26 protein-coding genes are annotated in these 25198 nt (G+C 69.9%); 15 read left to right on the forward strand and 11 right to left on the reverse strand.

Features of this window, described 5'->3' with window-relative positions:
- Positions 1-17: 17 nt before the first annotated feature.
- Both OWR29_RS18305 and OWR29_RS18310 read right to left on the reverse strand, forming a co-directional pair.
- Positions 18-776, reverse strand: a complete 759-nt coding sequence (locus OWR29_RS18305) for an ABC transporter permease (protein ID WP_267564109.1) — start codon at positions 774-776, stop codon at positions 18-20.
- Entirely contained in the window at positions 773-1690 is a 918-nt protein-coding gene (locus tag OWR29_RS18310; RefSeq protein WP_267564110.1) for an ABC transporter ATP-binding protein, read from the reverse strand. The genes OWR29_RS18305 and OWR29_RS18310 overlap by 4 nt, the downstream gene beginning before the upstream one ends.
- A gap of 69 nt (positions 1691-1759) precedes the next feature.
- Between OWR29_RS18310 and rnhA the strand changes: the two genes are divergently transcribed.
- Complete coding sequence (gene rnhA / locus OWR29_RS18315) at positions 1760-2227, forward strand: ribonuclease HI (protein WP_267564111.1); 468 nt, start codon at positions 1760-1762, stop codon at positions 2225-2227.
- Between the two features lie 239 nt (positions 2228-2466).
- On the opposite strand, the gene OWR29_RS18320 is transcribed toward rnhA, so the two are convergent.
- Positions 2467-2763: a hypothetical protein gene (locus tag OWR29_RS18320; RefSeq protein WP_267564112.1), complete on the reverse strand. Its 297-nt coding sequence runs from the start codon at positions 2761-2763 to the stop codon at positions 2467-2469.
- 94 nt (positions 2764-2857) lie between these two features.
- Here OWR29_RS18320 and OWR29_RS18325 point away from each other — a divergent pair, with 94 nt between their 5' ends.
- Both OWR29_RS18325 and OWR29_RS18330 read left to right on the forward strand, forming a co-directional pair.
- A complete protein-coding gene (locus tag OWR29_RS18325; protein ID WP_267564113.1) occupies positions 2858-3748 on the forward strand; it encodes a hypothetical protein in 891 nt (296 codons plus the stop codon).
- Positions 3749-3757: 9 nt separating this feature from the next.
- Entirely contained in the window at positions 3758-4105 is a 348-nt protein-coding gene (locus OWR29_RS18330; RefSeq protein ID WP_267564114.1) for an MmcQ/YjbR family DNA-binding protein, read from the forward strand.
- A 102-nt stretch (positions 4106-4207) separates the two neighbouring features.
- On the opposite strand, the gene OWR29_RS18335 is transcribed toward OWR29_RS18330, so the two are convergent.
- Positions 4208-5065: an NAD(P)-dependent oxidoreductase gene (locus OWR29_RS18335; RefSeq protein ID WP_267564115.1), complete on the reverse strand. Its 858-nt coding sequence runs from the start codon at positions 5063-5065 to the stop codon at positions 4208-4210.
- A 637-nt stretch (positions 5066-5702) separates the two neighbouring features.
- Here OWR29_RS18335 and OWR29_RS18340 point away from each other — a divergent pair.
- From OWR29_RS18340 to OWR29_RS18375, 8 genes are all read left to right on the forward strand, one after another.
- On the forward strand, positions 5703-6719 hold the full coding sequence (locus OWR29_RS18340) for a LacI family DNA-binding transcriptional regulator (RefSeq protein ID WP_267564116.1): 1017 nt from the start codon (positions 5703-5705) through the stop codon (positions 6717-6719).
- Positions 6720-6970: 251 nt separating this feature from the next.
- Positions 6971-8239: an ABC transporter substrate-binding protein gene (locus tag OWR29_RS18345; protein WP_267564117.1), complete on the forward strand. Its 1269-nt coding sequence runs from the start codon at positions 6971-6973 to the stop codon at positions 8237-8239.
- Between the two features lie 135 nt (positions 8240-8374).
- Positions 8375-9202, forward strand: a complete 828-nt coding sequence (locus OWR29_RS18350; protein ID WP_267564439.1) for a carbohydrate ABC transporter permease — start codon at positions 8375-8377, stop codon at positions 9200-9202.
- Complete coding sequence (locus tag OWR29_RS18355; RefSeq protein ID WP_267564118.1) at positions 9199-10086, forward strand: carbohydrate ABC transporter permease; 888 nt, start codon at positions 9199-9201, stop codon at positions 10084-10086. Before OWR29_RS18350 ends, OWR29_RS18355 begins: the two co-directional genes overlap by 4 nt.
- 122 nt (positions 10087-10208) lie before the next feature.
- The gene (locus tag OWR29_RS18360) at positions 10209-10562 is read left to right on the forward strand and encodes a hypothetical protein (RefSeq protein ID WP_267564119.1); all 354 of its coding nucleotides are present in this window, start codon (positions 10209-10211) and stop codon (positions 10560-10562) included.
- An 18-nt stretch (positions 10563-10580) separates the two neighbouring features.
- On the forward strand, positions 10581-11537 hold the full coding sequence (locus OWR29_RS18365; RefSeq protein ID WP_267564120.1) for a DNA polymerase domain-containing protein: 957 nt from the start codon (positions 10581-10583) through the stop codon (positions 11535-11537).
- Positions 11538-11546: 9 nt separating this feature from the next.
- Entirely contained in the window at positions 11547-12005 is a 459-nt protein-coding gene (locus OWR29_RS18370) for a nuclear transport factor 2 family protein (RefSeq protein ID WP_267564121.1), read from the forward strand.
- 1 nt (position 12006) lies between these two features.
- Entirely contained in the window at positions 12007-12756 is a 750-nt protein-coding gene (locus OWR29_RS18375; RefSeq protein ID WP_267564122.1) for a nucleotidyltransferase domain-containing protein, read from the forward strand.
- Here OWR29_RS18375 and OWR29_RS18380 read toward each other — a convergent pair.
- Both OWR29_RS18380 and OWR29_RS18385 read right to left on the reverse strand, forming a co-directional pair.
- A complete protein-coding gene (locus tag OWR29_RS18380) occupies positions 12746-13174 on the reverse strand; it encodes a hypothetical protein (RefSeq protein WP_267564123.1) in 429 nt (142 codons plus the stop codon). The genes OWR29_RS18375 and OWR29_RS18380 overlap by 11 nt on opposite strands.
- A gap of 120 nt (positions 13175-13294) precedes the next feature.
- On the reverse strand, positions 13295-14101 hold the full coding sequence (locus tag OWR29_RS18385) for an alpha/beta fold hydrolase (RefSeq protein WP_267564124.1): 807 nt from the start codon (positions 14099-14101) through the stop codon (positions 13295-13297).
- 119 nt (positions 14102-14220) lie between these two features.
- Here OWR29_RS18385 and OWR29_RS18390 point away from each other — a divergent pair, with 119 nt between their 5' ends.
- Genes OWR29_RS18390 through OWR29_RS18400 form a run of 3 tightly spaced genes read left to right on the forward strand, consistent with a single transcriptional unit; the run spans position 14221 to position 16612 of the window.
- On the forward strand, positions 14221-15426 hold the full coding sequence (locus OWR29_RS18390) for a sensor histidine kinase (RefSeq protein ID WP_267564125.1): 1206 nt from the start codon (positions 14221-14223) through the stop codon (positions 15424-15426).
- 3 nt (positions 15427-15429) lie between these two features.
- Positions 15430-16083 carry a response regulator gene (locus OWR29_RS18395; protein ID WP_267564126.1) on the forward strand — a complete coding sequence of 218 codons (654 nt, stop codon included), beginning with the start codon at positions 15430-15432 and terminating at the stop codon, positions 16081-16083.
- A gap of 4 nt (positions 16084-16087) precedes the next feature.
- Entirely contained in the window at positions 16088-16612 is a 525-nt protein-coding gene (locus OWR29_RS18400; protein WP_267564127.1) for a P-loop NTPase family protein, read from the forward strand.
- Here OWR29_RS18400 and OWR29_RS18405 read toward each other — a convergent pair.
- From OWR29_RS18405 to OWR29_RS18425, 5 genes are all read right to left on the reverse strand, one after another.
- Positions 16599-17426, reverse strand: coding sequence for a GNAT family N-acetyltransferase (locus OWR29_RS18405; protein WP_267564128.1), 828 nt, complete (start codon positions 17424-17426; stop codon positions 16599-16601). The genes OWR29_RS18400 and OWR29_RS18405 overlap by 14 nt on opposite strands.
- A gap of 1 nt (position 17427) precedes the next feature.
- Complete coding sequence (locus tag OWR29_RS18410) at positions 17428-17841, reverse strand: pyridoxamine 5'-phosphate oxidase family protein (protein WP_267564129.1); 414 nt, start codon at positions 17839-17841, stop codon at positions 17428-17430.
- 709 nt (positions 17842-18550) lie between these two features.
- Positions 18551-19579 (reverse strand): hypothetical protein, encoded by a 1029-nt coding sequence (locus OWR29_RS18415; protein WP_267564130.1) that lies wholly within the window; start codon positions 19577-19579, stop codon positions 18551-18553.
- A complete protein-coding gene (locus OWR29_RS18420; protein ID WP_267564131.1) occupies positions 19576-19911 on the reverse strand; it encodes a PadR family transcriptional regulator in 336 nt (111 codons plus the stop codon). The genes OWR29_RS18415 and OWR29_RS18420 overlap by 4 nt, the downstream gene beginning before the upstream one ends.
- Positions 19912-19942: 31 nt before the next feature.
- Complete coding sequence (locus tag OWR29_RS18425; protein ID WP_267564132.1) at positions 19943-20545, reverse strand: hypothetical protein; 603 nt, start codon at positions 20543-20545, stop codon at positions 19943-19945.
- Between the two features lie 444 nt (positions 20546-20989).
- On the opposite strand from OWR29_RS18425, the gene OWR29_RS18430 reads away from it, so the two are divergent.
- Complete coding sequence (locus OWR29_RS18430) at positions 20990-25195, forward strand: GH92 family glycosyl hydrolase (RefSeq protein ID WP_267564133.1); 4206 nt, start codon at positions 20990-20992, stop codon at positions 25193-25195.
- The last annotated feature ends 3 nt before the right edge of the window (positions 25196-25198 follow it).

Consider the following 25198-nt stretch of genomic DNA (forward strand, 5'->3'; position numbering starts at 1 on the left):
TGGACAGTCACCCTTTTCTATTCCCAGCGGAACTTGCGGGCGGCTGCGGTCACAAAGACGACCGCCCAGGTGGCGAGGCTGAGCCAGATCGCGGTGGGGACACTCCCGCCGTACGACAAGGTCTGTCGCAAAGCCTCGGCATGGGCGGCCAGGGGAAGCACGAACCAGCCGAAAGTGCCCAGGTCAGGGGCGGCGAACATGATGCCGCCGGCGGCCAGCATCAACACGTAGATCAGCGTGGCCGCGCCCGTGGTCGCCTCGGGCCGCAGCAGGCTGGCCATAAGAAGAGCCAGTCCTGAGTACGCGGCGGTGGCGAGCACGGTGACGCCGAGCGCGGGCAGGATCGCCTCGAAATGCGGCCGCCACCCGACGGCCAGACCGACGCCGGCCAGCACGATCAGCTGCAGCACAATCAGGCCCAGCACGGCCGCCGTCTTCGCGAAGAGCAGGCCGGGCCGGGTGAGCGGGGAGGCGCCCAGTCGCTTGAGGACGCCGTAGCTGCGCTCGTAACCGGTGGTGATGGCCTGGCCGGTGAACGCCGTCGACATCACCGTCAGTGCCAGCACGCCGGGCACGACGAAGGCCAGGCGGTCGTCGCCGGGGACGTTGGTGACCTCGGTCAGACCCGCGCCGAGCAGGACCAACAGGGGTACGCCCATGGCCAGCACGACGGCCTCGCCGCGGCGCGCGGTCAGCGTGAGTTCCATCCGGATCTGGCTGGCCACCACGCTGCGCATCGGGGCGCGGCCGGGGGCGGGAGCGAAGACGCCGCTCATCTCGACACCTTGCTCTTCTCTCCGGTGGTCAGTGCCAGATAAACGTCCTCGAGCGTGCGCCGGCGGGTGTTCACGGCGGTGACCTGTGCATCCTTGGCGGCGAACCAGCCCAGCACGTCCGAGATGACCGCCGCGTCGAGGGCGCCGGCGATCGCGTACTCGCCCGGGGTCGGCTCGGTGACCTTGAGGTCGGCCAGCCGGCCGTCGGGCACCAGGCCCGGGTCGGCGCGCACCTCGAGCAGGTCGATGCCGGCGGCGGCGGTCAGCTCGGCCGGGGAGCCGGTGGCGGCGACCACGCCCGAACGCATGATGACCACCTCGTCGGCCAGGCGCTCGGCCTCGTCGAGCAGATGCGTCGTCAGCAGGACCGATACGCCGTCCGCGCGCAGCTCCTCGATCAACCGCCAGGTGGTGTGGCGGGCCTCGGTGTCCATGCCCGCCGTCGGCTCGTCCAGGAACACCAGCTCAGGGCGGCCGACCAGGGCCACAGCCAGGGACAGGCGTTGCTGCTCGCCGCCGGACAGCCGGCGCCATCGCGTACGTTCGAATTTGCGCAGCCCCAGGCGGTCGAGCAGCATGTCGACGTCGAGCGGGGTGGCCGCGAAGCTGGCGAACAGGCGCAGGATCTCGCCCGCCGTCGCCCATGGGTAGACGCCGCCCGACTGCAGCATGATGCCCAGGCGCGGCATCAACGCGTCGTGATCGTCCATCGGGTCGAGGCCCAGCACCCGGGCCGTGCCGCCGTCGGCCCGCCGGAAGCCCTCACACACCTGCAACAGGCTCGTCTTGCCGGCGCCGTTGTGCCCGAGCAGGGAAAGCACCCGGCCCCGGGGGACGGTCAGTGACACACCGTCGACGGCCGTCGTGTCGCCGTAGCGCACGACCACGTCCCGTACCTCGACCGCGTCTGTCACGGTCAACTACTTTACGTGCCGCCGGTCGGTGCCCGGTCGTGGGCGGGGCGGCCCGGTTAGGGTGCTCACATGACCGTGGTGGAGATCTACACCGACGGGGCCTGCGTACCCAACCCCGGCCCCGGCGGCTGGGGGGCCGTGCTGCGCTACGGCGCCAAAGAGAAGGACCTGTTCGGGGGCACCGCGGCATCGACGACCAACAACCGGATGGAGCTGATGGCGCCGATCCGGGCCCTCGAGACGCTCAACCGGGCGCCGCTCACGGTCAAGCTCTACACCGACAGCATTTACGTACGCGACGGCATCACCAAATGGCTGCCGCGCTGGTCGGCCAACGGGTGGCAGACGTCGGCCAAGCAGCCGGTCAAGAACGTGGATCTGTGGCAGCGCCTCGACGCGGCCGTTCGCCGGCACGACGTGCAGTGGCACTGGGTGAAGGGGCACGCCGGACACCCCGAGAACGAGCGGGCCGACCGGCTGGCGGCGCGCGGGCTGCAGGCGGCGGTCGAGGCGGGCGAGGTCGTCGGCGGGGCGTGAGGCCGGCTCTTCCCGGTCCTTTATCTTTTCGCCGGCCATTGCGGCCGGCGGTCATACGATCGGGGTACGTCAAACGGGCCATAGCTCTCGGTCTATTCACTTCGGAAGAATTGCAGCATGACCGCGCCCGGCGACCTCGTGCTGATCATCCTTCTGGTGGCCCTTTTTGTCGCCTCTTGCGGGTACGCGGCAGGCCGCATCCACCAGCGCCGGCAGCTGAAGCAGGACCGCGAGGCGGCCTACCGCGACGGGTACGAGACGGCCTCGAGCAGGGTGTTCAGCCTAGCTGCGCGGATCGCTTCACCGCGGCGCACGGTCCGGGGCGCCGCCGCCGTGCGATCGGGTTCGCCGGCCGCCGCATCCTCTTCCCGTGGGTCCACGGCTTCGACCGGCGGCGCTGCGGCTCCGTCCGGTGGGGCTGCGGTCTCGTCCGGTTTGTCGGCGTCCGCGTCGTCGCCCAGCGTGCCGGCCTCGCCATCGCCATCGCCTGGCCTTGCGACGTCGCTCGCGGCGCCCGCGGCTTCCGGTCCCGACACCGACAAGTCCTCCGCTGCAGGGCCGGTCGCCGGGCTCGCATCTCCTGCCAAAGCGGACGGTCCGCCATTCGCCGTCGGCGACCCGTCACCCACCGTGAACGAGCAACGCACTTACTTCGGCGACCCGGGCCGCGCGATCCGGCACCAGGGCGTCGCCGCGCCGGAGCCCTTCATCCCCCGCCGCCGCCAACCGAGCCCGAACGCCGCCGAGAACGAGGCCGAGCAGGCCGGCTCGTTCGGCTTCCCGGCCCCGCCGCCGCCCCCGCCTCACACCGTGGCAGAGCCGGCCGCCGTCGGCGGCGTGCACTTCCAGCCTTTCCGCGACCCCCGCCCGGCCGACGGCTCAGCCCCCATGCTCGGTCGCCGCCACAGCGCCCCCGCCCAAGCGGCCGGCCACCACGACGACGCGCCCAGTCACGCCGACGCCACCGCGGCCGGCCGCGCGAGCAGCGGCTTCGAGGTCGCCCACCGGGACGCCGCCAAGGACGGCCGCGACGCCGCCCCAGCCGGTCGCCGAGACACCCCGGGAGCCCGTCGCGGGGCCGACATCGACAAGACCGGTCACCGCGACACCGGGGCTTCCGTATCCGGCCCCAAGGGCGACGCCTCCACCGCCAGTCACCAGTCCCGCGACTCCAGGATTGAACATCCGGGCGAAGCCTCAGGGATCGGTCACCGGGCCGACGCCTCTCGAGCCGGCCACCGGGCTGATGTCTCTCGTCCCGGTCACCGCGCTGACACCTCCCAAGCCGATCACCAGGACGACGCCGTCAAGGCCGATCACCCGGACTCTTCCGCCTCCTCGAGCGGCAAGCACACGGTGCCCGACGAGCTGGTGCGGGCCGCCACCTACCGCCTGCCACCCGACCGAGTCTTCCGCGCGAAGGTCCCCAACAGCACGCCGCTGCCCGAGCAGACGACCACCCACTTGTCGCTCCCCAAGCCCCGCCGCCGCACGGACGATAATGTCGTACCCCCGCCGTAGGGTCGTCGCATGGTCACCGTCGATGACGTCCGGCGGGTGGTCCGCGACCTCCCGCGCAGCTCAGAGCACCTGATAGCCGACCGCGTGAAGTTCCGCGTGGGCGCCATCGTCTACGTTGCCTTCTCCCGCGACGAGACGATCATGGGCTTCGGCTACCCCAAAGAAGAACGAGACGCCCTGATCGCCTCCGATCCCGCCACGTTCCATCTCCCCCGCCAGTCCGACCTGCGCTTCAACTGGGTCCAGGCCCACATGTCCCAGCTGGACGAAGACCAAATGACCGACCTGGTCCTCGACGCCTGGCGCATGGTCGTCCCCAAGAAGGTCTGGTCCGCCCACCTACACCTACCAACCTGACCCCCACCTCCCACCTCCCACCTCCCGGCGACGCAACCCCACCAACACCGACAGCGAGCCACCCCACCCGGCAGACGGGGCTTCGGGAGTCCGACAGGCCGGCTAGTCGCGTAGGCGGGCGACGATCTCGGCCGGCGTCAAGTCGCGGTCGGCCTCGGGATTGGCGTCGGCCAGCTGGGTGCGGGCGACGCCGGCGTAGACGTCGGCGACGGCGTTGAACAGGTCCGGTGTCAGGCCGGCCGACTGCTGCGTTGCGGCGACCTCGCGCATCTCGTCGACGAAGCGGCTCGCCTTGGTGGCTGAGCGCGCCACCCCGGCGCTGTCGGCGAGGCCGTTGCGGTCGAGGTCGGCGAGCACCGCGTCGAGCACTCCGTGCGCGCCCGCCGTCCGCATGGCCTGGGTGACCAGCGCGGTCAACCCCTTGTAGACGCTGCCCGTGCACATCTTCAGCGCGCTGGCCGCACCGACCTGATCGCCCAGCACGACGGGCTCAACCTTGCCGCCCCACGGCAGCCCGGCCACCGCCGCCGCGTCCACGCCGGACAGATAAAGCCGCGCCCCGGGCCGAACCGTGGGCGGCGGCCCCGAGATCGACCCGTCGACGACCCTCGCCCCGGCCAGCGTCTCGGCCACCCGAGCCATAGTCCCCGGCGACACGGCGTTGAGATCCGCCACGACCAGATCACTGCGCCCGCCCAGGACCGCGGCGATAGCCTGCGCTGTCTCCACAGCCGCGCCGGGCGGCGTCACCGACAGCACAACGTCCGCCACCGCCACCACATCACCGAGCGCCGGCAACACTTCCAGCCCCGCCTCGGCCGCCAGCCGCCCGGTCCGCTCCGAACGCCCCTCCAGGGTCGTGACCACCCGAGCCCCACCCTCGAGCAGGGCAACCCCCAGCCCCGACCCCATGAACCCGGCACTAACCAGCCCCACAGTCAGCACAGCAACGCTCCCCATCCGCCCACCCCACCGACACCCTCAACCGAGCCACATCCTCCGCCTCCCACCGCCGCGACGCCCGCCACCGCACGGAAGCAGTCCCCATCGCATCTCCCTCACCCCGCGCCCGCTCATCCCTGCGCACCGAACATCCACCGAATCGCGCCCTCAGCCACCGCTGCGCCCGCCACACCTCGCCCACCACGAGACCGCTCACCGGCACTCGACCGCCCGATCTGCGCGCCGACACCCCGCGGTCGAGATCCCCATCTCCCCGAGCACGAACGGTCGTCGAGCCTCGACGCCTCCATCTGCCATTGCACCGACGCACCTCAGCCGACACGCAACCGCTCCCACCACGCCCCGCGCTCGACGGCCCGACTTTGCGCCGCCCCATCCCGGCGGAACGCACGCCGATCGAAGCCTGCCTTGCCGTTACGCCCACATATCCGCCCCCCGCTGAGACACAACCGCTCGTATTTAGCCCCGCGCTCGACTGCCCGGGCTCCGCGCAGCCCGGCCGTCGCGTGGCTCGCGGGGAGACATTTGGGTGGATGGATTGATGTTGAGGCATAACTAGGGTGTGGGCTGGGAGTCGTAGACGGGGACCGATGTCATACTTGGCTGTCTTGCCGCTGAGAGTGCTCGGAGCGTTATGCCCGCCGACGATGTGACCGTTCGCCGGCCCACGTTGACTCAGGTGGCCGCTCTGGCCGGGGTCAGCCTGAAGACGGCGTCGCGGGCGCTCAACCAGGAACCCAACGTGGCGCCCTCGACCGGGCGGCGGGTTCGGGATGCGGCCGACCTTCTCGGCTACCGGCTCAACGGGATCGCCCGGGAACTGCGGCGGGGGGCCACCTCGGCATTGGTCGGGCTGGTCAGCGGGGATCTGACCAATCCCTTCTACTCCGCTGTGGCCAGTGGCATCGAGCGGGAACTGCGGCAGCACGGGCTTCTGCTGATCACCGCCAACAACGACGAGGACGCCATGCTGGAGCGCAGCCTCGTCGACGCCTTTCTCGAGCGGCGCGTACGCGCGTTGCTGGTCATTCCCAGCGCCGACGATCACGAGTATCTGGCTGTCGAGGGCAATCACGGCGTGCCGTTCGTCTTCCTGGATCGGCCGCCGGACGGGCTGGCCGCCGACGCCGTTCTGATCGACAACGTGGGCGGGGCCCGGTCGGCGGGCGAGCACCTGCTGGCGGCTGGGCACCGACGTGTTGCTCTGGTGGCCGATCTCGTACGCATGGCGCCTCAGCGCGGCCGGATCGACGGGTTCGTGGGGGCGATGCGGGCGGCCGGGAACGACGGGTGGGAGCCCTACATCCGGACTGACGTGCACGACGTACGGCATGCCGAACGTACGGTCCGCGAATTGCTCGCCCTCGACCCGGCGCCGACGGCGATCTTCACGACCAACAACCGGCTCACCACGGGGGCGCTGCGGGCGATGCGCGGCCTGGCCGAACCGCCGGCCCTGGTCGGTTTTGACGACTTCGACCTGGCCGACGTGCTCGGCACGACCGTCGTCGCTCACGACATGACCGCTCTCGGGCGGGAGGCGGCGCGGCTGGCCTACGAGCGGATCAGCGGGCATTCCGGCCCCGCCCGGACCATCGTGATTTCTACATCTATCATTGCCCGCGGTTCCGGCGAGCGCCCTCCGCGCTGATCACGAAACCGAAAGAGATCGAACACGCGCAGCGAGGAAAGCGGGACGGAAAGTGCCCGAAATGCCCGCAAGCACGGCCCACGCCAGGACTTCGACAACCGCCAAAGCAGCAGCTCACCGGGCCTTCGCGCAGATAACTACAAAGGACGCACGTAACGACACGGAAACAGCCGTTGACACTTGTGCGGTTCAGACGGCACGGTACTCCCCATCGCGTGACAACGATGTCAATACTTCGATGGGAGATAACCATGCGTCTGACTCGACGGGCTGCTGTGGCGGCTGTCGGTGTCGCCGCGCTCCTGACCGCCGGGGCCTGCGGGTCCAGTGACGACAATGGCGGCGGGTCCGGCTCGACAAAGGTAGAAGTCTTCACCTGGTGGGCCGACGGCGGCGAGAAGGCCGGCCTCGACGGCCTGGTCAGCCAGTTCGGCACCGACTGCGCCGGGCAGACCTTCGAGAACGGCGCGGTCGCCGGTGGCGCCGGCGCCAACGCGAAGTCCGTGCTCGCGTCCCGCCTGCAGCAGGGCACCCCGCCCGACACGTTCCAGGCCCACGCCGGCGCCGAGCTGCAGGACTACATCAACGCCGGCCAGGTCGAGGACATCAGCGCCGACTACGACTCGTGGGGCCTCAAGCAGGCGTTCCCGCAGGGCCTGATCGACAACCTGACCGTCGAGGGCAAGATCTACTCGGTCCCGGCCAACATCCACCGGGCCAACGTGGTCTGGACGAACAAGAAGGTCCTGGCCGACGCCGGCATCACGAAGGACCCGGCCGACATGGCCGCGTTCATCGCCGACCTGGACAAGGTCAAGGCCAAGGGCATCAAGGCCCCGCTCGCCATCGGCAAGGACTGGACGCAGCTCATGCTGTTCGAGTCGGTGCTGATCACCGACCTCGGCGCCGACAAGTTCACCGGTCTGTGGAACGGCTCGACCGACTGGAACGACCCGGCGGTCACCAAGGCCATCACCGACTTCAAGCAGCTGCTGACCTACACCAACACCGACCGCGACGCCCTCGACTGGACCGACGCCGAGAAGCTGGTCATGGACGGCAAGGCGGCCTACCAGCTCATGGGTGACTGGGAGGCGGCCGACCTGGACGCCAAGGGCTTCAAGGACTACGCCTGGTTCACGTTCCCCGGCAACGGCGAGACGTTCCAGTGGCTGGCCGACTCGTTCGTGCTGCCCAAGGGGGCCAACAACCCCGAGGGCACGAAGTGCTGGCTGAAGACCGTCGGCTCGGCCGCCGGCCAGAAGGCGTTCAACACCAAGAAGGGCTCGATCCCGGCCCGTACGGACGCCGCGCCCGCCGACTACCCGAAGTACCAGCAGGCCGCCATGGCCGACTGGAAGTCGGCCAAGCAGGTGCCGTCCTGCGCCCACGGTTCGGCCTGCTCGCAGGGCTGGCAGGGGGCGGCCAACTCGGCCCTCGGCGCGTTCAGCACCAACCAGGACGCCGCCGCGCTGCAGAAGGCGCTGGCCACGGCCGCGTCGCAGTTCGTCAAGAAGTAAGCACCTGAAGGAATTGGGGGACGGCTCGCGGCCGTCCCCCAATTTCCGCATCTCGACCAAGGAGCGCGGATGCGCAAACTCCGGCACTGGGGACCGGGCCTTCTGCTGCTCTCCCCCTCGCTGATCCTGCTCGCCATTTTCGTCTACGGCCTGATCGCCTGGACGACCAAAGTTTCCGTCTCGGACGAGCACAACGCGCTCGGGTCGAAGGGCTTCGTCGGCCTGGAGAACTACACGAGGCTGTTCACCGACGACATCAACGACCGGTTCACCCACTCGCTGAAGAACCTGCTGCTGTTCACCGTGGTCTTCCTGGTCGGGGCGATGTTCTTCGGCCTGCTGTGGGCATTCATCCTGGAGCGCGGCGTCAAGGCGGAAGGCTTTTTCCGTACGGTCTATCTCTTCCCCATGGCGGTGTCTTTCGTCGCCTCGGGTGTCGTGTGGCGCTGGCTCATGAATCCCAACAAGGGCGACAACGCCGGGGGCCTGAACGCCGTACTCGGGGGCCTGGGTCTTGATTTCGCGCAGAGCACCTGGTGGACCAACCCGACCTGGGGCATGGCGTCGATGGCCATTCCGGCGATCTGGCAGTTGTCGGGTTATGTGATGGCGCTGTTCCTGGCCGGCTTCCGGGGCATTCCGGCCGAGCTGCGTGAGGCGGCGGCCATGGACGGCGCCTCGACGTACCGGCTGTACCGCAACGTGATCTTCCCGCAGCTGACGCCGGTGGCGCTGTCGGCGCTGATCATCCTCGGCCACATGTCGATGAAGATGTTCGACCTGATCATGAGCGTGTCGGGTCCGCAGTGGCTGACCGAGGTGCCCGCCATCTACGTCTGGCAGACGCTGCTGACCAGCGACTACGCCAAGGCCGCGGCCATCTCGATCATCCTGCTGCTGCTCGTCGCCGTCGTCATCGTGCCGTACTTGATCTACACGAACCGGCAGGAGAAGAACGCATGACGACGACGTCGATCGAGGCGCCGCCGCCCGTCGAGACCCTGGCGCCGGCGAGGAAGCCGCGCCAGAAGTCGGGACCGGCGTCGATCTTCAAGTACCTGCTGGCCCTCATCTTCCTGATCATCGTGCTGATGCCGATGTACGTGCTGATCGTGACCAGCTTCAAGTCGGGCGCCGACATCGGCGTGACCAGCCAGTGGAACCTGCCCGAGACGTGGACGCTGGCGTCGTGGGAGAAGGCGTGGAACGTCCTGCGCCCGTCCTTCATCCGCACGTTCGAGCTGGCCATCCCGGTCGCCGTCATCTCGTCGCTGATCGGCGCGGCCAACGGCTTCGTGCTCAGCCGGTGGCGCTTCCCCGGGGCCGACATCGTGTTCACCCTGATTCTGTTCGGCATGTTCATCCCGTACCAGGCGGTCATGATCCCGCTGCGCGAGATCGTCACCACGCTCGGCATCCCGCCCGGCATCACGACGCTGGTCTTCGTGCACTGCGTGTACGGCATCCCGATCTGCACGCTGATCTTCCGGAACTACTACGCGACCACGGTTCCCGAGGAGCTGATCGAGGCGGCCCGGGTCGACGGGGCCGGCCTGCTGCGCACGTTCGGCCGGATCATCCTGCCGATCTCGATCCCCGGGTTCGTGGTGACGGTCATCTGGCAGTTCACGTCGGCGTGGAACGACTACCTGTTCGCCATCTTCCTGTCGAACACGCGGAACGGCCCGATCACCATCGCCCTGAACGCTCTGGCCGGGGCCCAGTCCCCCGACTACGCGGCGTCGATGGCGGGCGCGCTCATCACGTCGCTGCCCACTCTGCTGGTCTATGTGCTGCTCGGCCGCTGGTTCATCGGCGGCCTCATGGCGGGGTCGGTCAAGAGCTGACCCGCGGCCCCCGGCGCGCCCGAACGGTGTGCCGGGGGCCAAGCAAAGCTCGGATGACGATTCGGTCAAATCACCCGTGGCGCAGGAGACGGCGGGGCAAGATCACCCGTACTCTCTGGCCTGTGACCACCGAGGACGTGCGTCTGGCGCGCACCGCTCAAGGCTTCGCCGAGCGCATGGCGTACGCCTGCCAAAAGGACCCCGCCGAGATCGCCCGCCGTGTGCGGGTGCGGCGGGTCACCACCGCCCTGATCGTCGGCTGGGCGGTCATCGTGCCGATTCTCATTGTGTACGGCGTGACGGGGCGCGACCGCGAGCCGGAGATCATTTCCATCGCCGCCCTGATGACCGTGCTGCTCCCCTTCCTGTCCGCGGTGATCGCCACGCAGGGCCGCCGGTTCGGGCTGGGCAGCGTGTACGTCATCCTCACGCTCCTGATGGTCCTGCCCGCCATCTGGGTCGCCCAGCTCCGGTAGTTCCGGCACGATGGGTCCATGGCGGGCGGTGAAGAACGCGACGGGGTCGCGCTGACCAACCTCGATCAGGAGCTGTTCGAGGACGCGGGCGCGACCAAGCGGGACCTGGTCGACTATCTCGACGCAGTGCGCGAGTGCATGCTGCCGGTGCTGCGCGACCGGCCGCTGTCGGTGATCCGTCTGCTGCGCGGGCAGGACAGGTTCATGCAGAAGAATCTGCCCAAGTACACGCCGGACTGGGTGCCGCGGACGAAGGTCTGGGCGGAGGCGTCGCATCGTGAGGTCACCTACGGCTTGTGCAACGACCGCCGTACGTTGTTGTGGTTCGGCAATCAGCGGGCGATCGAGTACCACCCGGCCCTGATGCTGGCCGGCGAGCACACGCCGACCCACTTGATCATGGACCTGGACCCGCCGGAGGGCACGTCACACTTCGCCCTGGCCGTGCAGGCCGCGAAGCTCGTCCGCGAGGCGCTGGCCGGCGCCGGCATGTCAGGGGCGGTCAAGACGAGTGGGTCCAAGGGCGTACACGTGTTCGTCCCGCTCGACGGCAAGTCCGACGCCGAAGAGGTCGCCGCCGCGACCCGGGCCGTGGCCGCGCGGGCCGAGCGCATCGATCCGAAGCTGGCCACCACCGCCTTCATCCGCGAGGACAGGCACGGCAAGGTCTTCCTCGACGCGACCCGCTCGGGCGGGGCGACCGTCGCGGCCGCGTTCAGTCCCCGCGTACGCCCGGGGGTGCCCGTCTCTTTTCCGGTGCCCTGGGACGACTTGGACAACGTCACGCCGGCCGACTTCACCATCCACACCGCGCCCGGCCTGCTCGGCGGCGGCGACCCCTGGGCGTCCGAGATGCCGAAGCCGCAGAAGCTCGACCAGGGCCTGATCGACGAGGGCCGCACCATCCCGGTCGCCCGCGTGCAGGCCATGCACGAGGGCAAGCGCCGAGCCAAGGCGCGCCGCGAATCAAGCTAGCGTGAGGTCATGTCAGGACGACCGCCTTTCCCGCCGTTCACCGCCGAGACCGCCCGCCAGAAAGTCCAGGCGGCCGAGGACGCCTGGAACACCCGCGACCCCGAGAAGGTGTCGCTGGCCTACACCGAGGATTCGGTGTGGCGTAACCGCGACACGTTCGTCACCGGCCGTGCCGAGATCGTCGCGTTCCTGGCCGGCAAGTGGGAGCGCGAACTCGACTACGCCCTGCGCAAGAACCTGTGGGCATTCACCGAAGACCGCATCGCCGTCCGCTTCCAGTACGAGTCGCGCGACGCCGACGGCCAGTGGTGGCGCAGCTACGGCAACGAGCTGTGGGAGTTCGCCGGGAACGGCCTGATGCGCCACCGCGAGGCCAGCATCAACGACCTGGCCATCACCGAGGCCGACCGCCGCATCTTCGGCCCCCGCCCCGAATCGGAACGCGGCCACGACTTCCCTCTGCGCTGACGTGCTGCCGCAGGAGAACCTCATCCGCCGGGTGCGGCAGCTCTGCCACGACGACCCACGGCTGGTCGCGGCTTTGATGTACGGCTCATTCGCCCAGGGCAAGGCCGACGAGCACAGCGACATCGAGTTCTGGCTGTTCTTCGACGCCGCCCCGGACCCGCACGCCTGGCTGGCCGCGGTCGGCGACACCCTGCACGTCGTGGTCAACGAGTTCGGCGCCCACGTGGTCTTCTTCCCCGGCCTGATCCGCGGCGAGTTCCACTTCGCCCAGGCCAACGACATTTCCTCCGTACGCTCATGGCCCGCACTCAGCGGCCCGCCAGACCGCATGATCGTCGTCGACCGGACAGGCGAGCTGCGTCAAGCCCTCGAATCCCTCCCAGCCGAGCCACCTCACCCCACCACCCCCGCCGAGGTGGCCGAGGTTTGCGGCCGCTTCGCGAACTGGCTGCTGCTGGCCCACCACGTAACCGCCCGAGGCGAACTGCTACGCGCCGCCGACGCCCTGACTCACGCCGACCGCCACCTGCTGTGGATGGTCCGCCTGGCCGAGAACCGCACGGACCATTGGCTCACCCCGTCCCGCCAGGCCGAGGCCGACCTACCGCCCAACGTCATACAGGCATTAGGCAAAGACCCCGCCACAACGTGGGCGCTGGGCCGGCGCTACTGGCAGCAACTGGCCCACCGTCACGACTTCCCCGTGCCGGAGGCGCTGTTCCACGAACTGGACGCCGCGATCAACGGCTGAGCCAGTCGTGAAGCTTGGCGTAGATGTGTTGGGCGTGCCGAAATCGCCGGCCCAGAGGCGGCGCCACATCAGCCTCCGCGCTGTGGACCTCGTTGTGTTCTTGCAATGTCGAGTCGCCATCAACACCGGACCCGGTGGACGTTGCGAACGAGTGACCACCGGCCAGTTCCTCGGCCCGCATTTTGATCCGCAGGAACAGCAGTGTCATCGAGACCACGGGTGTCATCCACTTGAGGACTACTTGGCGCAAGGCTCCGACACGATCGTGAATGGAAGCAGCAGTCTGCCCGCCGACGATGGCCCGCGCGGCCAGATGCATCGCCGCGGCATCGATTCCCACGACAATGACCGCCGCGATCGAAACCTGCGCGCATGTGGCGAGCAGATCACCATTGACTGCTTCCCCACCACCGTTCATGAGCCGCCTCCCCGCAGTTCGATTCGTAAGCTACGCCGTCCTGAGCGGACCCCAGTCCGATGTCGGGACAGCGGCGGCTTATTTCGACCTTCGAGGTGAATCGGTGACGCGGTGGGAGGATCAGGCTTGACGGTCTGCGGCCAGCCAGTCGTAGATCTCGGCGTAGATGTCCTGGCCGGGCAGGTGGCCGCCGACGTAGAGGTGGCCTCGGGCGTCGGGGATGTGGCTGAGCAACCACTGGGCCTGGTCGGCGGAGACGGCCTGGTCGTTGGTGCCGTACCAGACGGCGGTGGGGACGGTGATGGTTTCGACGTCGAAGCCCCATGGGCGGGCGAAAGCCAGCGTGTCGTCGAGCCAGCCGTCCTGGCTTTCGGTGAACGTGGCGCGCAGGCGGGCCATGGCGTCGGGGTCGTCGCGGGCCGGGCGGCCGGGTTCGGTGGGGAACTCGGGTCCGCCGGCGGCTACCTTCCGCATGATTTCGGTGGCGTTCTCGGCCAGTTGGGGGCGCAGCGTCGGCTCGTTCACGTGCGGCTTCAGGGTGGGCTTGATGCCGGACAGCACCGCGCAGCGCGTGACCCGGCCGGGCAGCAGGGCGGCGCAGGCCAGGGCGTGGGGGCCGCCGCCCGAACCGCCGAGGACGGCGAAACGGTCCCAGCCGTACGCGTCGGCCAGTTCCCGGGTGTCGGCGACGGCGTCGGCGACCGTGCGGCCGGGCTGCCGGGTCGAGCCGCCGTAGCCGGGGCGGTCGTAGTAGAGGATCCGGACGCCGCTCCGCTCCATCGTCTCCAGCATGGACGGTCGCTTCCAGCGGCTGCTCGGCGTGCCGCTGTGCGCGATCACCGGCACACCGTCCTCGGGGCCGTAGAAACTGGCCATCAGGGTGCGGCCGTCGGCGGTTTTGACGTCGTACGAGGCAGGCAAGGACACCGCGTCACGGTAGCGGGCGGGATACTCCGGATGGTGTAGCCGGTAGTCGGGAGGCGTCGATGGAAGTGTCCGCGGCGGGACGACGTGCCGTGCCCGGGGCCGGCCATAGCGTCCCGGCCATGAACAAATTCCTGGCTCCAACGATCACCTTGGTCGGCGTGCCCGCGGGTCTCGCCGTCACCGGCGGCAACGTGCAGACCGTCATGACGCTCGCGCTGGCCTTCTGGCTGTCCGTCGCCGCCTTCTTCGCCCAGCGGTTTCCTCGTACGGTGTTAATTCTTTCGCTTTTGCTGGTGACCGCAATGCGTGGCAGTTTCCTGGTGGGGTCCGGTTGGGTGTGGCCAGCCACCGCCGCTTTCGTGGCCGTCGTGCTGGCCGGGCGCCTGCGTTTCGCGACCGTGGCCGGTGGGGTGGTGCTGCTCTACGGCCTGGCCTGGGACGGGTTCGTCAGGCTGGCCGAGCACGGGGTCGACTGGACGCTCGCGCACGTCGGCGGGGACACGTTGTGGCTGGCCGCCGTGCTCGCCGCCACCACCGCCTATCTCAACACCACCCGTTGGCAGCGCGAGATGGCCCTGCGCCTCGAACAGGACCAGCACGAACGCGACCTCGAGACGCGGCGCCGGCGGGCCGAGGAACGGGTCGGCATCGCCCGCGACCTGCACGACGTCGTGTCGCACACGCTGGCCGTGGTCGGTGTGCACTTGAACGTCGCGCTCGACGCCTTCGACACCGACCCCGAGGAGGCTCGCTCGTCGCTGCGCCTAGCCCAGGACGTCCGCGGGCAGGCCATGACCGACCTGAAGTCGCTGGTCGACGTGTTGCGTGAAGGTGGCGCGCCGGCCATCGCCGAGCCGGCCGACGGGCTGGACGGGCTGGAGCGGCTGGCCGAGCAGGTGCGGGCGGCCGGACTGACCGTGTCGCTCAACGAGTTCGGCGAGCGGTCGGACGTGCCGGCGGCGGTGGCGACGGCGATCTTCCGGGTGGTGCAGGAGTCGCTGACGAACACGGTCCGGCACGCGGGCGCGAGCCGGGTCGCGGTGACGTTGCGCTACTCCCCGACGAGTGTGGTGGTCGACGTGCAGGACGACGGCCATGCGCCCGACCCGGTGATCGACGGCAACGGCATCGCGGGCATGCGCGAGCGGGTGGCCGCGCTGGGCGGCGCGCTGACGGCGGGTGCGGGCAAGACCGGTTTCTCCGTACGGGCAACGATCCCGTACGGATCGTCGGACCACACGGGAACGTGGGCACACCCGGAAACGTCGACACGCCCGGAGCAGTCGAGCCGCGCCGAGACGTCGGACCGCACGGAATCGGAGTAGCGGATGATCAACGTGATGCTCGCCGACGACCAGCATCTCGTCCGGGCCGGGTTTCGCAGCCTGCTGCGCCGCGACAAAGGGATCCAGGTCGTCGGCGAGGCGTCCACCGGCGACGAAGCCGTGCGCACCGCCCGCGGCCTGCGCCCCGACGTGATCCTCATGGACATCCGGATGCCCGGCCTGGACGGCATCGCGGCCACCCGTCAGATCCTGGCCTTCGCACCGCAGACCCGGGTGATCATCCTGACCACGTTCGAGACCGACGAGTACGTCTTCGCGGCGCTCGCGGCCGGGGCCAGCGGCTTCCTCACCAAAGAGATCGCGCCGGACGGCCTGCGCCAGGCGGTGCGGGTGGTGGCGGCCGGCGACGCGCTGCTCTCACCCAGCGTGACGAGGCGGGTCGTCGGGCAGTTCGCGCATCGCCCCGCGGCCGCGCCCACCGGGGACCGGCTGGCCGCGCTGACCGAGCGGGAACGTGAGGTGGTGCGGCTCGTCGCCACCGGCCTGTCCAACGACGAGATCGCCCACGAGCTGGTTTTCAGCCCGCTGACGGCCAAGACCCACATCACCCGGGCTATCGCGAAATTGGGCGTACGGGACAGGGTCCAACTGGTGATTATTGCGTTCGAAGAGGGGCTGGCCGGGCCGTTATCGTGACGGGATGCGACGGATCGTGGTCTACGGGGTGACCGGTTCCGGCAAGTCCACGCTGGCGGCCCGAGTCGGTGAGCGCCTCGGAATTCCGTACCACTCCATTGATGATTTGACCTGGCGGCCCGGCTGGGTGCCGAAGAGCGACCAGGAGCAGCGCGACCTGATCCGCGCGCTGCTGGCCGGCGACGAGTGGGTGATCGACGCCGGCTACGCCATCTGGATGGATCTGGTGCTGGAGCGGGCCGACCTGATCGTCGGCCTGGACATGCCGCGCTGGGTCTCGTACACGCGGCTGGTGCGCCGCACGGTCGGCAACATCGTGCACAAGCGGGCCATCTGCAACGGCAACTACGAAACGTGGCGCCTGGCCCTGCTCAGCCGGGATTCGATGCTGTACTTCCACATCGGATCGTTCCGCCGCAAGCAGGCCCGGATGCGCCTGTGGCAGGCGAGCCCGGAGTTCCCGGAAACGGTGCTGCTGCACTCCCCGGCCGAGGCGGAGCGGTGGCTGGACGGGCTCAAGGTCGGTTGAGGTCCAGCTGAAAGAGCGCGCTGCGGTGGGTAGGCCGGTAGCCCAGCGATTCGTTGACCCGCCGCATCACCGCGTTGTCGTCGGCGGTGTCGGCGAGCAGGCCGCCCAGCCGGGGAAAGCGGTCGCGGGTCCGGTTGATCTGCTCGGCCTTCATCCAGCGGGCCAGCCCGTGATCGCGGTGCTCGGGCAGCACGCCGGTGCCGTAGTGCTGGGCGTCGCCGGCGCCGTCGCCGGGCACGACCAGCTCGGTGAAGCCGGCAATCTCGCCGTCGGCGGCCACAGCGGCGGTGGTGCACAGAATGTCGCCCCGCTCGGCGACCACCCCCGCGACGTAGTGCAGACGCTCGACGGTCCACGGTTCGGGCGTCGCGGCGGCCTCGCCCATCGGCATGTCGTCCATCGCCTTCCGCGACCGGGCGAACGTCTCGGCCAGCTCGCCCGGAACCGTGCCGTCCCAATGGATCAGGCGATAACCGGGTGCCGCCGCGGCCGTCGCGCGCGCACCGTCCAGCGCGAGACGTGTGTACGTGAGCCGCAGAACCGCACGGAATCCGCGGGCCAGGCAGAACGCCTCGGCCGCCGAGCCTTGCGCCACGGCGTCGGTCCGCACGTGCGGCAGACCCTGCTCGACCGCAACCTCGGTGACCGCTCGCAGCAGCCGGGTTCCCACTCCCGCGCGGCGTTCGGCCGGGTGGACGTTGATGTCGAGGTCGCCGGTGTCGTTCCACAGCGACGCGACACCGAGCGGACGCCCGTCGGGACCGGTGGCGAGCCAGGCCGGCCGCCGGGGGTTCGTCAGGGCCGTGATCGTCATGTCAGACGGTGTAGCGGTTCACCGCCGACGGCCGCAACACAATTCGAACCAGGCCCGTCTCGCGCCACTCGTCGATGAGCGCCCGCTGCGAGTCATCGAGCGTGCCCCAGTAACGCTCGGCTAGCCGGGCCGCCAGGTCGGGTCCGCCGTCGTCGTGCAGGGTGACCGCGCCCTCGACGGCCACCCAGTGCTCGGGTTCGCCGACCGGGGCGGCGACAACCACCGACGCACGGGGCTGCTCGCGCAGCCGGTCGAGCTTGGGCGCCCCGGGCACCGAGAACATCTGCAGGTCCCCCTCGCCGGTCACCTCAAACCAGACCGGCCGCGGCGACGGCCACCGTTCACCACGCGGCGCGACGGTGAGAAAGGCGTAGAGCGGGCGGTGAAGCAGGGCAAGGTCCTCGTCGCGGAACATGGCCGCAACCCTATGCCGTGACTCCCGCCGCCGCCGGTCCTCGCCGGGGGTGCCGCCGGTCCTCACAGGCCACCGCCAGGCCGCCGGCAGTCCTCGCAAGCCACCGCCGGGCGCCGCCGAGCCGCCGCCGGTCCTCGCCGGGGTACCGCCGGTCCCCGCAGGCCACCGCCGGGCCGCCGCAGCCGTCGCAGGCCAACGCCGGGCGCCGCCGGGCCCTCGCCGGAGTGCCGCCGGTCCTCGCCGGGGTGCCGCCGGTCCCCGCAGGCCACCGCCAAGCCGCCGGCAGTCCTCGCAGGCGCCGCCGAGCCGCCGGCAGTCCTCCCAGGCCACCGCCGAGCGCCGCCGGGCCACCGCCAGTTCTCGCTGGGGCGCCGCCGATCCCCGCAGGCCACCACCGAGCCGCCGGCAGTCCTCGCAGGCCACCGCCGGGCGCCGCCGGGCCCTCGCCGGAGTGCCGCCGGTCCCCGCAGGCCGCCGGCAGTCCTCGCAGGCCACCGCCAGACGCCGCCGGGCCTCACCGGGGTGCCGCCGGACCGCTGGCAGTCCTCCCAGGCCACCGCAGGGCGCCGCCGTACGCCGCCGGGCCGCCGCCGGTCCCCGCAGGCCACCGCCGGGCCGCCGGCAGTCCCCGCAGGCCACCGCCGGGCGCCGCCGCGGTGCCGCCGGTCCTCGCCGGGGTGCCGCCGGAGCAGCGGCCCTGGCTGAGGCCCTATGCGGTGACCGGGGACGCCGCCGGGCGGCGCAATGCCAGCAGCAGCCAGGCGTCGATGGCCAGGATCAGGCCGATCACCGACAGGCCGAGCACCATCCAGGCCGGGCCGTACGACCAGTACGGGCCGGGGTTGAACGCGCTGTGCACGGTGTTGACGGGCCCGTCGGCGGGCTCGAGCATCCGGCCCACGTTCACCCACAGCGCCACCGTGGGGGCGGCCAGGGCGGCGAGCGCCAGCGCGACCAGCGCGGTGGCCGAGCGACGGCGGATCGGTGGCAGTGGGCGCATCCGGTATGCCCCGGCCGCCGTCAGCAGCCAGCCGGCGATCAGGCCCAGCGCGGCCCCGACCAGTGTCAACGGGCGCAGAGCGCTGGTGTCGGCCGGCCAGAACTCGGTGAAGACGTTGCCCTGCTCGGCCGTCACGTAGCCGCCGACCTGCATGGTGAGCCCGTCCCGGGTGGCCTCGAACCGGGTGCCGCGGCTCGGCAGTTCGACCAGGGCGCCGGTGACCGGATCGCTGGTGAACGAGGCCGAAGGCACCGACTCGATCGGGGTCACCGACCAGCCGTCGGCGGTCAGCCGGGCCTGGGCGGCCTCGGGCGTGTAGCCCGGCTCGTCGACGGCGCCGTGGGCCATCGTTCCCCACCAGGGCGAGGCCGCACGAACCACGCTGAAGTCGGAGCCACCGCCGCCGGCCGCCTGACGGGTCAGGGACTCGACGCGGGCGTCACCCGGCACGTCGGTGAACGTCTGCTCGGCCACCCAGGAGCCCGCCGCCGCGCCGAAGGCCCCCGTGACCACGGCGATCAGCAGCGCGGCGACCCAGACCAGCGGCCGCCCCGACGGCAACCGGAAACGCTGCCGCAGCCCGCTCACGAACAGGTGCCACGATTCGGACGCGCTGGGCCTGGTCTGGCCCGGGGGCGCCATCTCGAGCAGGGTCGTCACGATCTCGGCCCCGTGGCCCCGGCGGTAGGGACCGGGATAGGCCAGCAGCAGGCGGCGGTAGCGGCGCTCGAGCGTCACGCGAAACCCCCGCCGAACGAAACCTGCGGGCGGAGGCGCAACTGCTGCTCGGCCGCGGTGGCGTTGCGGCGCAACCGGGCGATCTCGGCCGCCAGCGCCCCCGCGCCGCTGTCGGTGAGCCGGTAGTAGCGGCGGAGGCGGCCGTCGACCGCCTCTTCGCGGTCGACCTCGATGAGGCCCTGCTCGGACAGCCGGTCGAGCGCGCCGTACAGCGTGCCCGCGCGCAGTTTCACGTCGCCGCCGGACAGCCCGGCCACGGCTTGGATGACCCCATAGCCGTGGCGGGGCTGCTCGGCCAGCGAGGCCAGGATCAGGAAAGTCGGCTCCTGCATGCCGCTACAGTACGGCTGCCGATATATATCGTCAAGCGTGCGGTGGCGGCGTCAATTCCGCGTGCCGAACCGTGTAGCCCCCGCGCGACACGGTGGCGAAGGCGGCCGGCGCCAGGCAGGTGCCGATGCGCGACTCACCCCACTGCCCGTTCTCGTCCTGGTCGGCGCTGGCCGACCACGAGAAGCCGACCCGGTCGCCGTGGCGGCCGCCGTCCTGCACGCTGAACCCGACCCGCTTGCCGACGAAGTCCCGAGCCTCTTTGTCGGCCCGGGTCACGATGGCCGTCAGTGTAGCGTGACCCGGGCTGGTGATCAGGCAATCCACGGCCGCCTCGAACCGTACGGTGATGTTCTGCTCGGCCACATAGTGCGCGACCCGCACGGTCCCCGCCGCATCCGCCGGCGACCCCTGCTCGCCACCCTCAACCGGAATCGGCCGGCTGTAGGGCACCGCCCGAGCGTCGAAGGCGAACGACCGTACGTCGTTGTCCTGCCCGTACGGCAGCACGAACTCGGCCCAGCCGGTAACTCGCGCCGGCCCCCGATCCGCCGCCACCGCCGCCACCGCCGGCGCAGCGGCCCCCGTCACCAGAACCGCCGCCGCAGCGATCCCGCATCCCCACATCTTCCGCATGCTGTTCCCTCCCTCGAGGCGCCACGAGCCCGCGGCGCTGTCGCCATCCACATTCGGCCGGAGGAAGACGAAGGGGATCCCACGCGAGAGGGAGGTCGCTCCCCCACAGGCGGGGAGCGCCCTGACGCGCACAGAGCGAGAGCCGGCGCGAGGTCAGTGGTGCGGGCCCGCGGGTAGGCCGACGAGTCGCTTTGAGGTTCGGCCGAACCGCCGCGAACCGGCCCGGGCCGAGGAACGCAGGGAAACGGGCGAGCGGAAATCGCACACGATCAAACATGCGAGAGTCATCCAGATCGACCCTATAGCCGACCAAGATGGGGCACAAGCCCTCGATTGACATCGATGTCAGCGGCTGCGCGAATGTGTGCGCTTGAGTCTTGCCCATCCATTGATTTACCGGTAACGATGTGTCGCGCACGTTACGCGGACGATGAAGGAGGGCGGATGCGCCGACCACGCTGGCTAGTCGCGGCAGTGCCTCTGGCAGTCATAGGAGCCACGTTGATCGGGACGCCCGCCCATGCGGCGCCGGCGCCCGATTTCGGGTCCTCGTTCGAGGGCGGCCAGCCGCAGCCCGACTGGACCGACACCACCGAGCGGGCCGCCGGCGTCGACGGCGCCGTCACCGCGGGCATGCCGGGCAGCCTGCGCGGCCGGGTCACTGCGATCGCGGTGAACGCCGAGCCCAACAGCAACGAGGGCGGCGCCAACCTCAACGACGGCGACGCCGCCACCAAGTGGCTGGTCGACACCCCCACGAGCTGGACGCAGTACACCCTCGACAGTGAAAAAGAGGTCATCAAGTACGCCCTGACCAGTGCCAACGACGCCCCCGAGCGGGACCCGCGGGACTGGACGCTGGAGGGTTCGGCCGACGGTCAGAGCTGGACCACTGTCGACACCCGCGCCGGTGAGACCTTCGCCGAGCGGTTCCAGACCAAGACGTACGAGGTGACGACCCCGGGCAGCTACAAGATCTACCGCCTGAACATCACCGGGCATCCCAGCGGCAACCTCACCCAGCTGGCCGACCTCGAGCTGGCCGACGCCAACACCACGCCGCCGCCGAGCGGGCCGATGCAGAGCCGGGTGGGCAACGGCCCGGCCAGTTCGCCGACGGCCAAGGCGAACGCGGGCTACACGGGCGTCAAGGCGTTCCAGATCGCGGGGCGCCACACGGCCGACGGGCGCGGATACGCGTACAACAAAGTCTTTGACGTCGATGTCGCGGTGAAGCCGGACACCGAGCTCTCGTATCTGGTGTTCCCCGAGTTCAACCGCACCGACCTGAGCAACCCGGCCACGTACACGGCAGTGGATCTGGCCTTCACCGACGGCACCTACCTCTCCGATCTGAAGGCCAAGGACCAGCACGGCATCGTCCTGAGCCCTGCCGCGCAGGGCGCCTCGAAGACGCTCTACACCGCGCAGTGGAACCTCAAGAAGGCGCGCATCGGTCAGGTGGCCAAGGGCAAGACGATCGACCGCGTGCTCGTCGGCTACGACAAGCCGAGCGGCCCCACCAGCTTCCGCGCCTGGTTCGACGACATCACGATCGGCGAGGTCGCCCCGGCGAAACCGCGCGAGAACCTTTCCGCGTACGTGGACACGCGCCGGGGAACGCAGTCATCAGGCGACTTCTCGCGCGGGAACAACTTTCCGGCCACCGCCGTGCCGCACGGTTTCAACTTCTGGACGCCGGTGACCGACGCCGGCTCGACCAGCTGGCTGTACCAGTGGTCGCGGCAGAACAACGCCGACAACAAGCCAACGATCCAGGCCTTCTCGACGAGCCACGAGCCCAGCCCGTGGATGGGTGACCGCCAGACGTTCCAGGTGATGCCGTCGACCGGGATCAACCCGGCCCGCACGGCCCGGGCGCTGCCGTTCAGCCACGACAACGAAATCGCCAAGCCGTACTACTACGGCGTCACGTTCGACAACGGGCTCAAGACGGAACTGGCCCCGACCGATCACGCGGCTCTCTACCGGTTCACGTTCCCCGGCGACTCGGGCAACCTCATCTTCGACAACGTGAACAACAACGCCGGCCTGACGATCGACGCCGCCAACCGGTCGATCAGCGGTTGGTCCGATGTGAACAGTGGCGGGCTGTCGGCCGGGTGGACGCGCCTGTTCGTCTACGCCACGTTCGACTCGGACGTCACCGCGAGCGGGTCGCTGGCCGCGGGCAACCGGCCGTCGACCGGCTATGTGAGCTTCGGCGACAAGACCGTGCACATGCGCATCGCCACCTCACTGATCAGCGTGGTTCAGGCCAAGCACAACCTCGACCTGGAGATCGGCGACGGCGCGACTCTGGAATCCGTACGGGACAAGGCTTTGCGACTCTGGGACGCCAAGATGCACACGGTCGAGGTGGAGGGCGCGTCCGAGGACCAGCTCGTCACGCTCTACTCGAACCTGTACCGCCTCTTCCTCTACCCCAATTCCGCGTACGAGAACACGGGCACCAACGAGGCGCCGGTGTTCAAGCACACCGTGCAGTCGGCGGTGACCAGCCCGGCCAGCACGCCCACCGAGACCGGGGCGCCGGTCAAGGACGGCAAGGTGTACGTCAACAACGGCTTCTGGGACACGTACCGCACGACCTGGCCGGCGTACTCGCTCCTCACGCCGAAGCAGGCGGGCGAGATGGTCGACGGGTTCGTGCAGCAGTACCGCGACGGCGGGTGGATCTCGCGCTGGTCGTCGCCCGGCTACGCCAACTTGATGGTGGGGACAAGTTCCGACGTCGCGTTCGCCGACGCGTACCGCAAGGGTGTGAAGGGTTTTGACGTCGAACAGGCCTACGCGGCGGCGGTGAAGAACGCGACCGTCACCCCGCCCAACCAGAACGTCGGCCGCAAGGGCCTGGCCAGCTCGATCTTCAAGGGCTACACGCCGAGCGACGCCACCGGCGAGGCCATGAGCTGGGCCATGGACGGCTACATCAACGACTTCGGCATCGCCGGCATGGCGTCGGCGCTGGCCGAGAAGACCGGCGAGATGCGGTACGCCGAGGAGGCGGAGTACTTCCGCAACCGGGCGCTCAACTACGTCAACATGTTCGACAAGTCGGTCGGCTTCTTCCAGGGCAAGAACTCGGCCGGCGTGTGGCGGCAGCCGCCGTCGTCGTACGACCCGCGAGTCTGGGGCTACGACTACACCGAGACCAACGGCTGGAACATGGCGTTCCACGTGCCGCAGGACGGTCAGGGCCTGGCCAACCTGTACGGCGGGAAGGCCGGGCTGGGCAAGAAGCTCGACGAGTTCTTCGCGACGCCCGAGACGGCCACCTTCCCCGGCTCGTACGGCGGAACGATCCACGAGATGCTCGAGGCCCGCGACGTCCGGATGGGCCAGTACGGCCACAGCAACCAGCCGTCGCACCACATCATCTACATGTACGACTACGCCGGTCAGCCCGCGAAGGCGCAGAAGCTCGCGCGGGAGGCGTTGTCGCGGCTGTACCTGGGCAGCGAGATCGGCCAGGGCTACCCGGGCGACGAGGACAACGGCGAGATGTCGGCCTGGCAGGTGTTCTCGGCGCTCGGCTTCTACCCGCTGCAGATGGGTTCGCCCGCCTACGCGATCGGGTCGCCGCTGTTCACGAAGGCCACGGTCAACCTCGAGAACGGCAAGAAGATCGTCATCAAGGCGCCGAAGAACTCCGCGGCCAACGTCTACGTGCAGGGCCTGAAGGTCAACGGCAAGGCGTACGGATCCACCTCACTGCCGCACTCGGTGCTGGCCGACGGCGCGACGCTCGACTTCGCCATGGGGCCGAACCCGTCGACGTGGGGCGCCGATGCGCCGCCGCCCTCGCTGACCACCGGAAGCGCGGTAGCCAACCCGCTGCGCGACCTCACCGGGCCGGATCAGGGCACGGCATCGGCGCCGGCGCTGGTCGACGACACGACGGCCACCCGCGGGCCGGTCGAGGACGCGTTCACCTATCAGTTCGCGTCGGCCGGCGAGCAGGTCACGCAGTACACGCTGACGTCGGCCGACACGGCCGGGGCGGATCCGTCGTCGTGGACCGTGCGCGGCTCGTACGACGGGACGAAGTGGACGACGATCGACAGCCGCTCCGGCGAGAAGTTCGACTGGCGGCTGCAGACCCGGCCGTTCAAGATCGCGTCGCCGGGGCGGTACAAGTTCTACTCCGTGTCGTTCGGCGCGCCGGTGAACCTGGCCGAGGTGGAACTGCTCGGCAAACCACAACCGAGTTGCACAACCACGGTTGCGGATCAGGTGAAGGGTGCGCTCACGGTGTCGTCCGGGGTCACCTGCCTGGCGCCCGGGTCGAGCGTGACGGGGCTGGTCACCGTGCGGAACGGGGCTTCGCTGTACGCCACGGGGGCGACGCTCAAGGCGGCGCTGACCGCGACGGGGTCCGGGACGGTCTCGCTGCTGGGGTCGACGGTGACCGGGGCGATCACGACCGCCGGTTCGGGTCCGGTGACCATCGAGAACTCGGCCGTGCGCGGGCCGGTGACGCTGGTGGCCGGCCAGGACGCGACAGTGGTGGCCGGTAACACGATCAACGGGCCGCTCACCTGCACGGGCAACAAGCCCGCGCCGGTGAACAACGGGCTGAAGAATGCGGGCACGGGTCTGCGCCTGGGGCAGTGCTCGAAGCTGTGAGTC

Origin of the sequence: Paractinoplanes pyxinae, assembly GCF_026626335.1 — a bacterium.
GTDB classification, from domain to species: Bacteria; Actinomycetota; Actinomycetes; order Mycobacteriales; family Micromonosporaceae; genus Actinoplanes; species Actinoplanes pyxinae.

Coding starts and splice junctions, on each gene's coding strand:
- OWR29_RS18305 (WP_267564109.1), bottom strand. CDS start 776: ATGAGCGGCGTCTTCGCTCCCGCCCCCGGCCGCGCCCCGATGCGCAGC.
- rnhA (WP_267564111.1), top strand. CDS start 1,760: ATGACCGTGGTGGAGATCTACACCGACGGGGCCTGCGTACCCAACCCC.
- OWR29_RS18330 (WP_267564114.1), top strand. CDS start 3,758: ATGGTCACCGTCGATGACGTCCGGCGGGTGGTCCGCGACCTCCCGCGC.
- OWR29_RS18335 (WP_267564115.1), bottom strand. CDS start 5,065: ATGGGGAGCGTTGCTGTGCTGACTGTGGGGCTGGTTAGTGCCGGGTTC.
- OWR29_RS18340 (WP_267564116.1), top strand. CDS start 5,703: ATGCCCGCCGACGATGTGACCGTTCGCCGGCCCACGTTGACTCAGGTG.
- OWR29_RS18345 (WP_267564117.1), top strand. CDS start 6,971: ATGCGTCTGACTCGACGGGCTGCTGTGGCGGCTGTCGGTGTCGCCGCG.
- OWR29_RS18355 (WP_267564118.1), top strand. CDS start 9,199: ATGACGACGACGTCGATCGAGGCGCCGCCGCCCGTCGAGACCCTGGCG.
- OWR29_RS18365 (WP_267564120.1), top strand. CDS start 10,581: ATGGCGGGCGGTGAAGAACGCGACGGGGTCGCGCTGACCAACCTCGAT.
- OWR29_RS18370 (WP_267564121.1), top strand. CDS start 11,547: ATGTCAGGACGACCGCCTTTCCCGCCGTTCACCGCCGAGACCGCCCGC.
- OWR29_RS18380 (WP_267564123.1), bottom strand. CDS start 13,174: ATGAACGGTGGTGGGGAAGCAGTCAATGGTGATCTGCTCGCCACATGC.
- OWR29_RS18390 (WP_267564125.1), top strand. CDS start 14,221: ATGAACAAATTCCTGGCTCCAACGATCACCTTGGTCGGCGTGCCCGCG.
- OWR29_RS18395 (WP_267564126.1), top strand. CDS start 15,430: ATGATCAACGTGATGCTCGCCGACGACCAGCATCTCGTCCGGGCCGGG.
- OWR29_RS18400 (WP_267564127.1), top strand. CDS start 16,088: ATGCGACGGATCGTGGTCTACGGGGTGACCGGTTCCGGCAAGTCCACG.
- OWR29_RS18405 (WP_267564128.1), bottom strand. CDS start 17,426: ATGACGATCACGGCCCTGACGAACCCCCGGCGGCCGGCCTGGCTCGCC.
- OWR29_RS18410 (WP_267564129.1), bottom strand. CDS start 17,841: ATGTTCCGCGACGAGGACCTTGCCCTGCTTCACCGCCCGCTCTACGCC.
- OWR29_RS18420 (WP_267564131.1), bottom strand. CDS start 19,911: ATGCAGGAGCCGACTTTCCTGATCCTGGCCTCGCTGGCCGAGCAGCCC.
- OWR29_RS18425 (WP_267564132.1), bottom strand. CDS start 20,545: ATGCGGAAGATGTGGGGATGCGGGATCGCTGCGGCGGCGGTTCTGGTG.
- OWR29_RS18430 (WP_267564133.1), top strand. CDS start 20,990: ATGCGCCGACCACGCTGGCTAGTCGCGGCAGTGCCTCTGGCAGTCATA.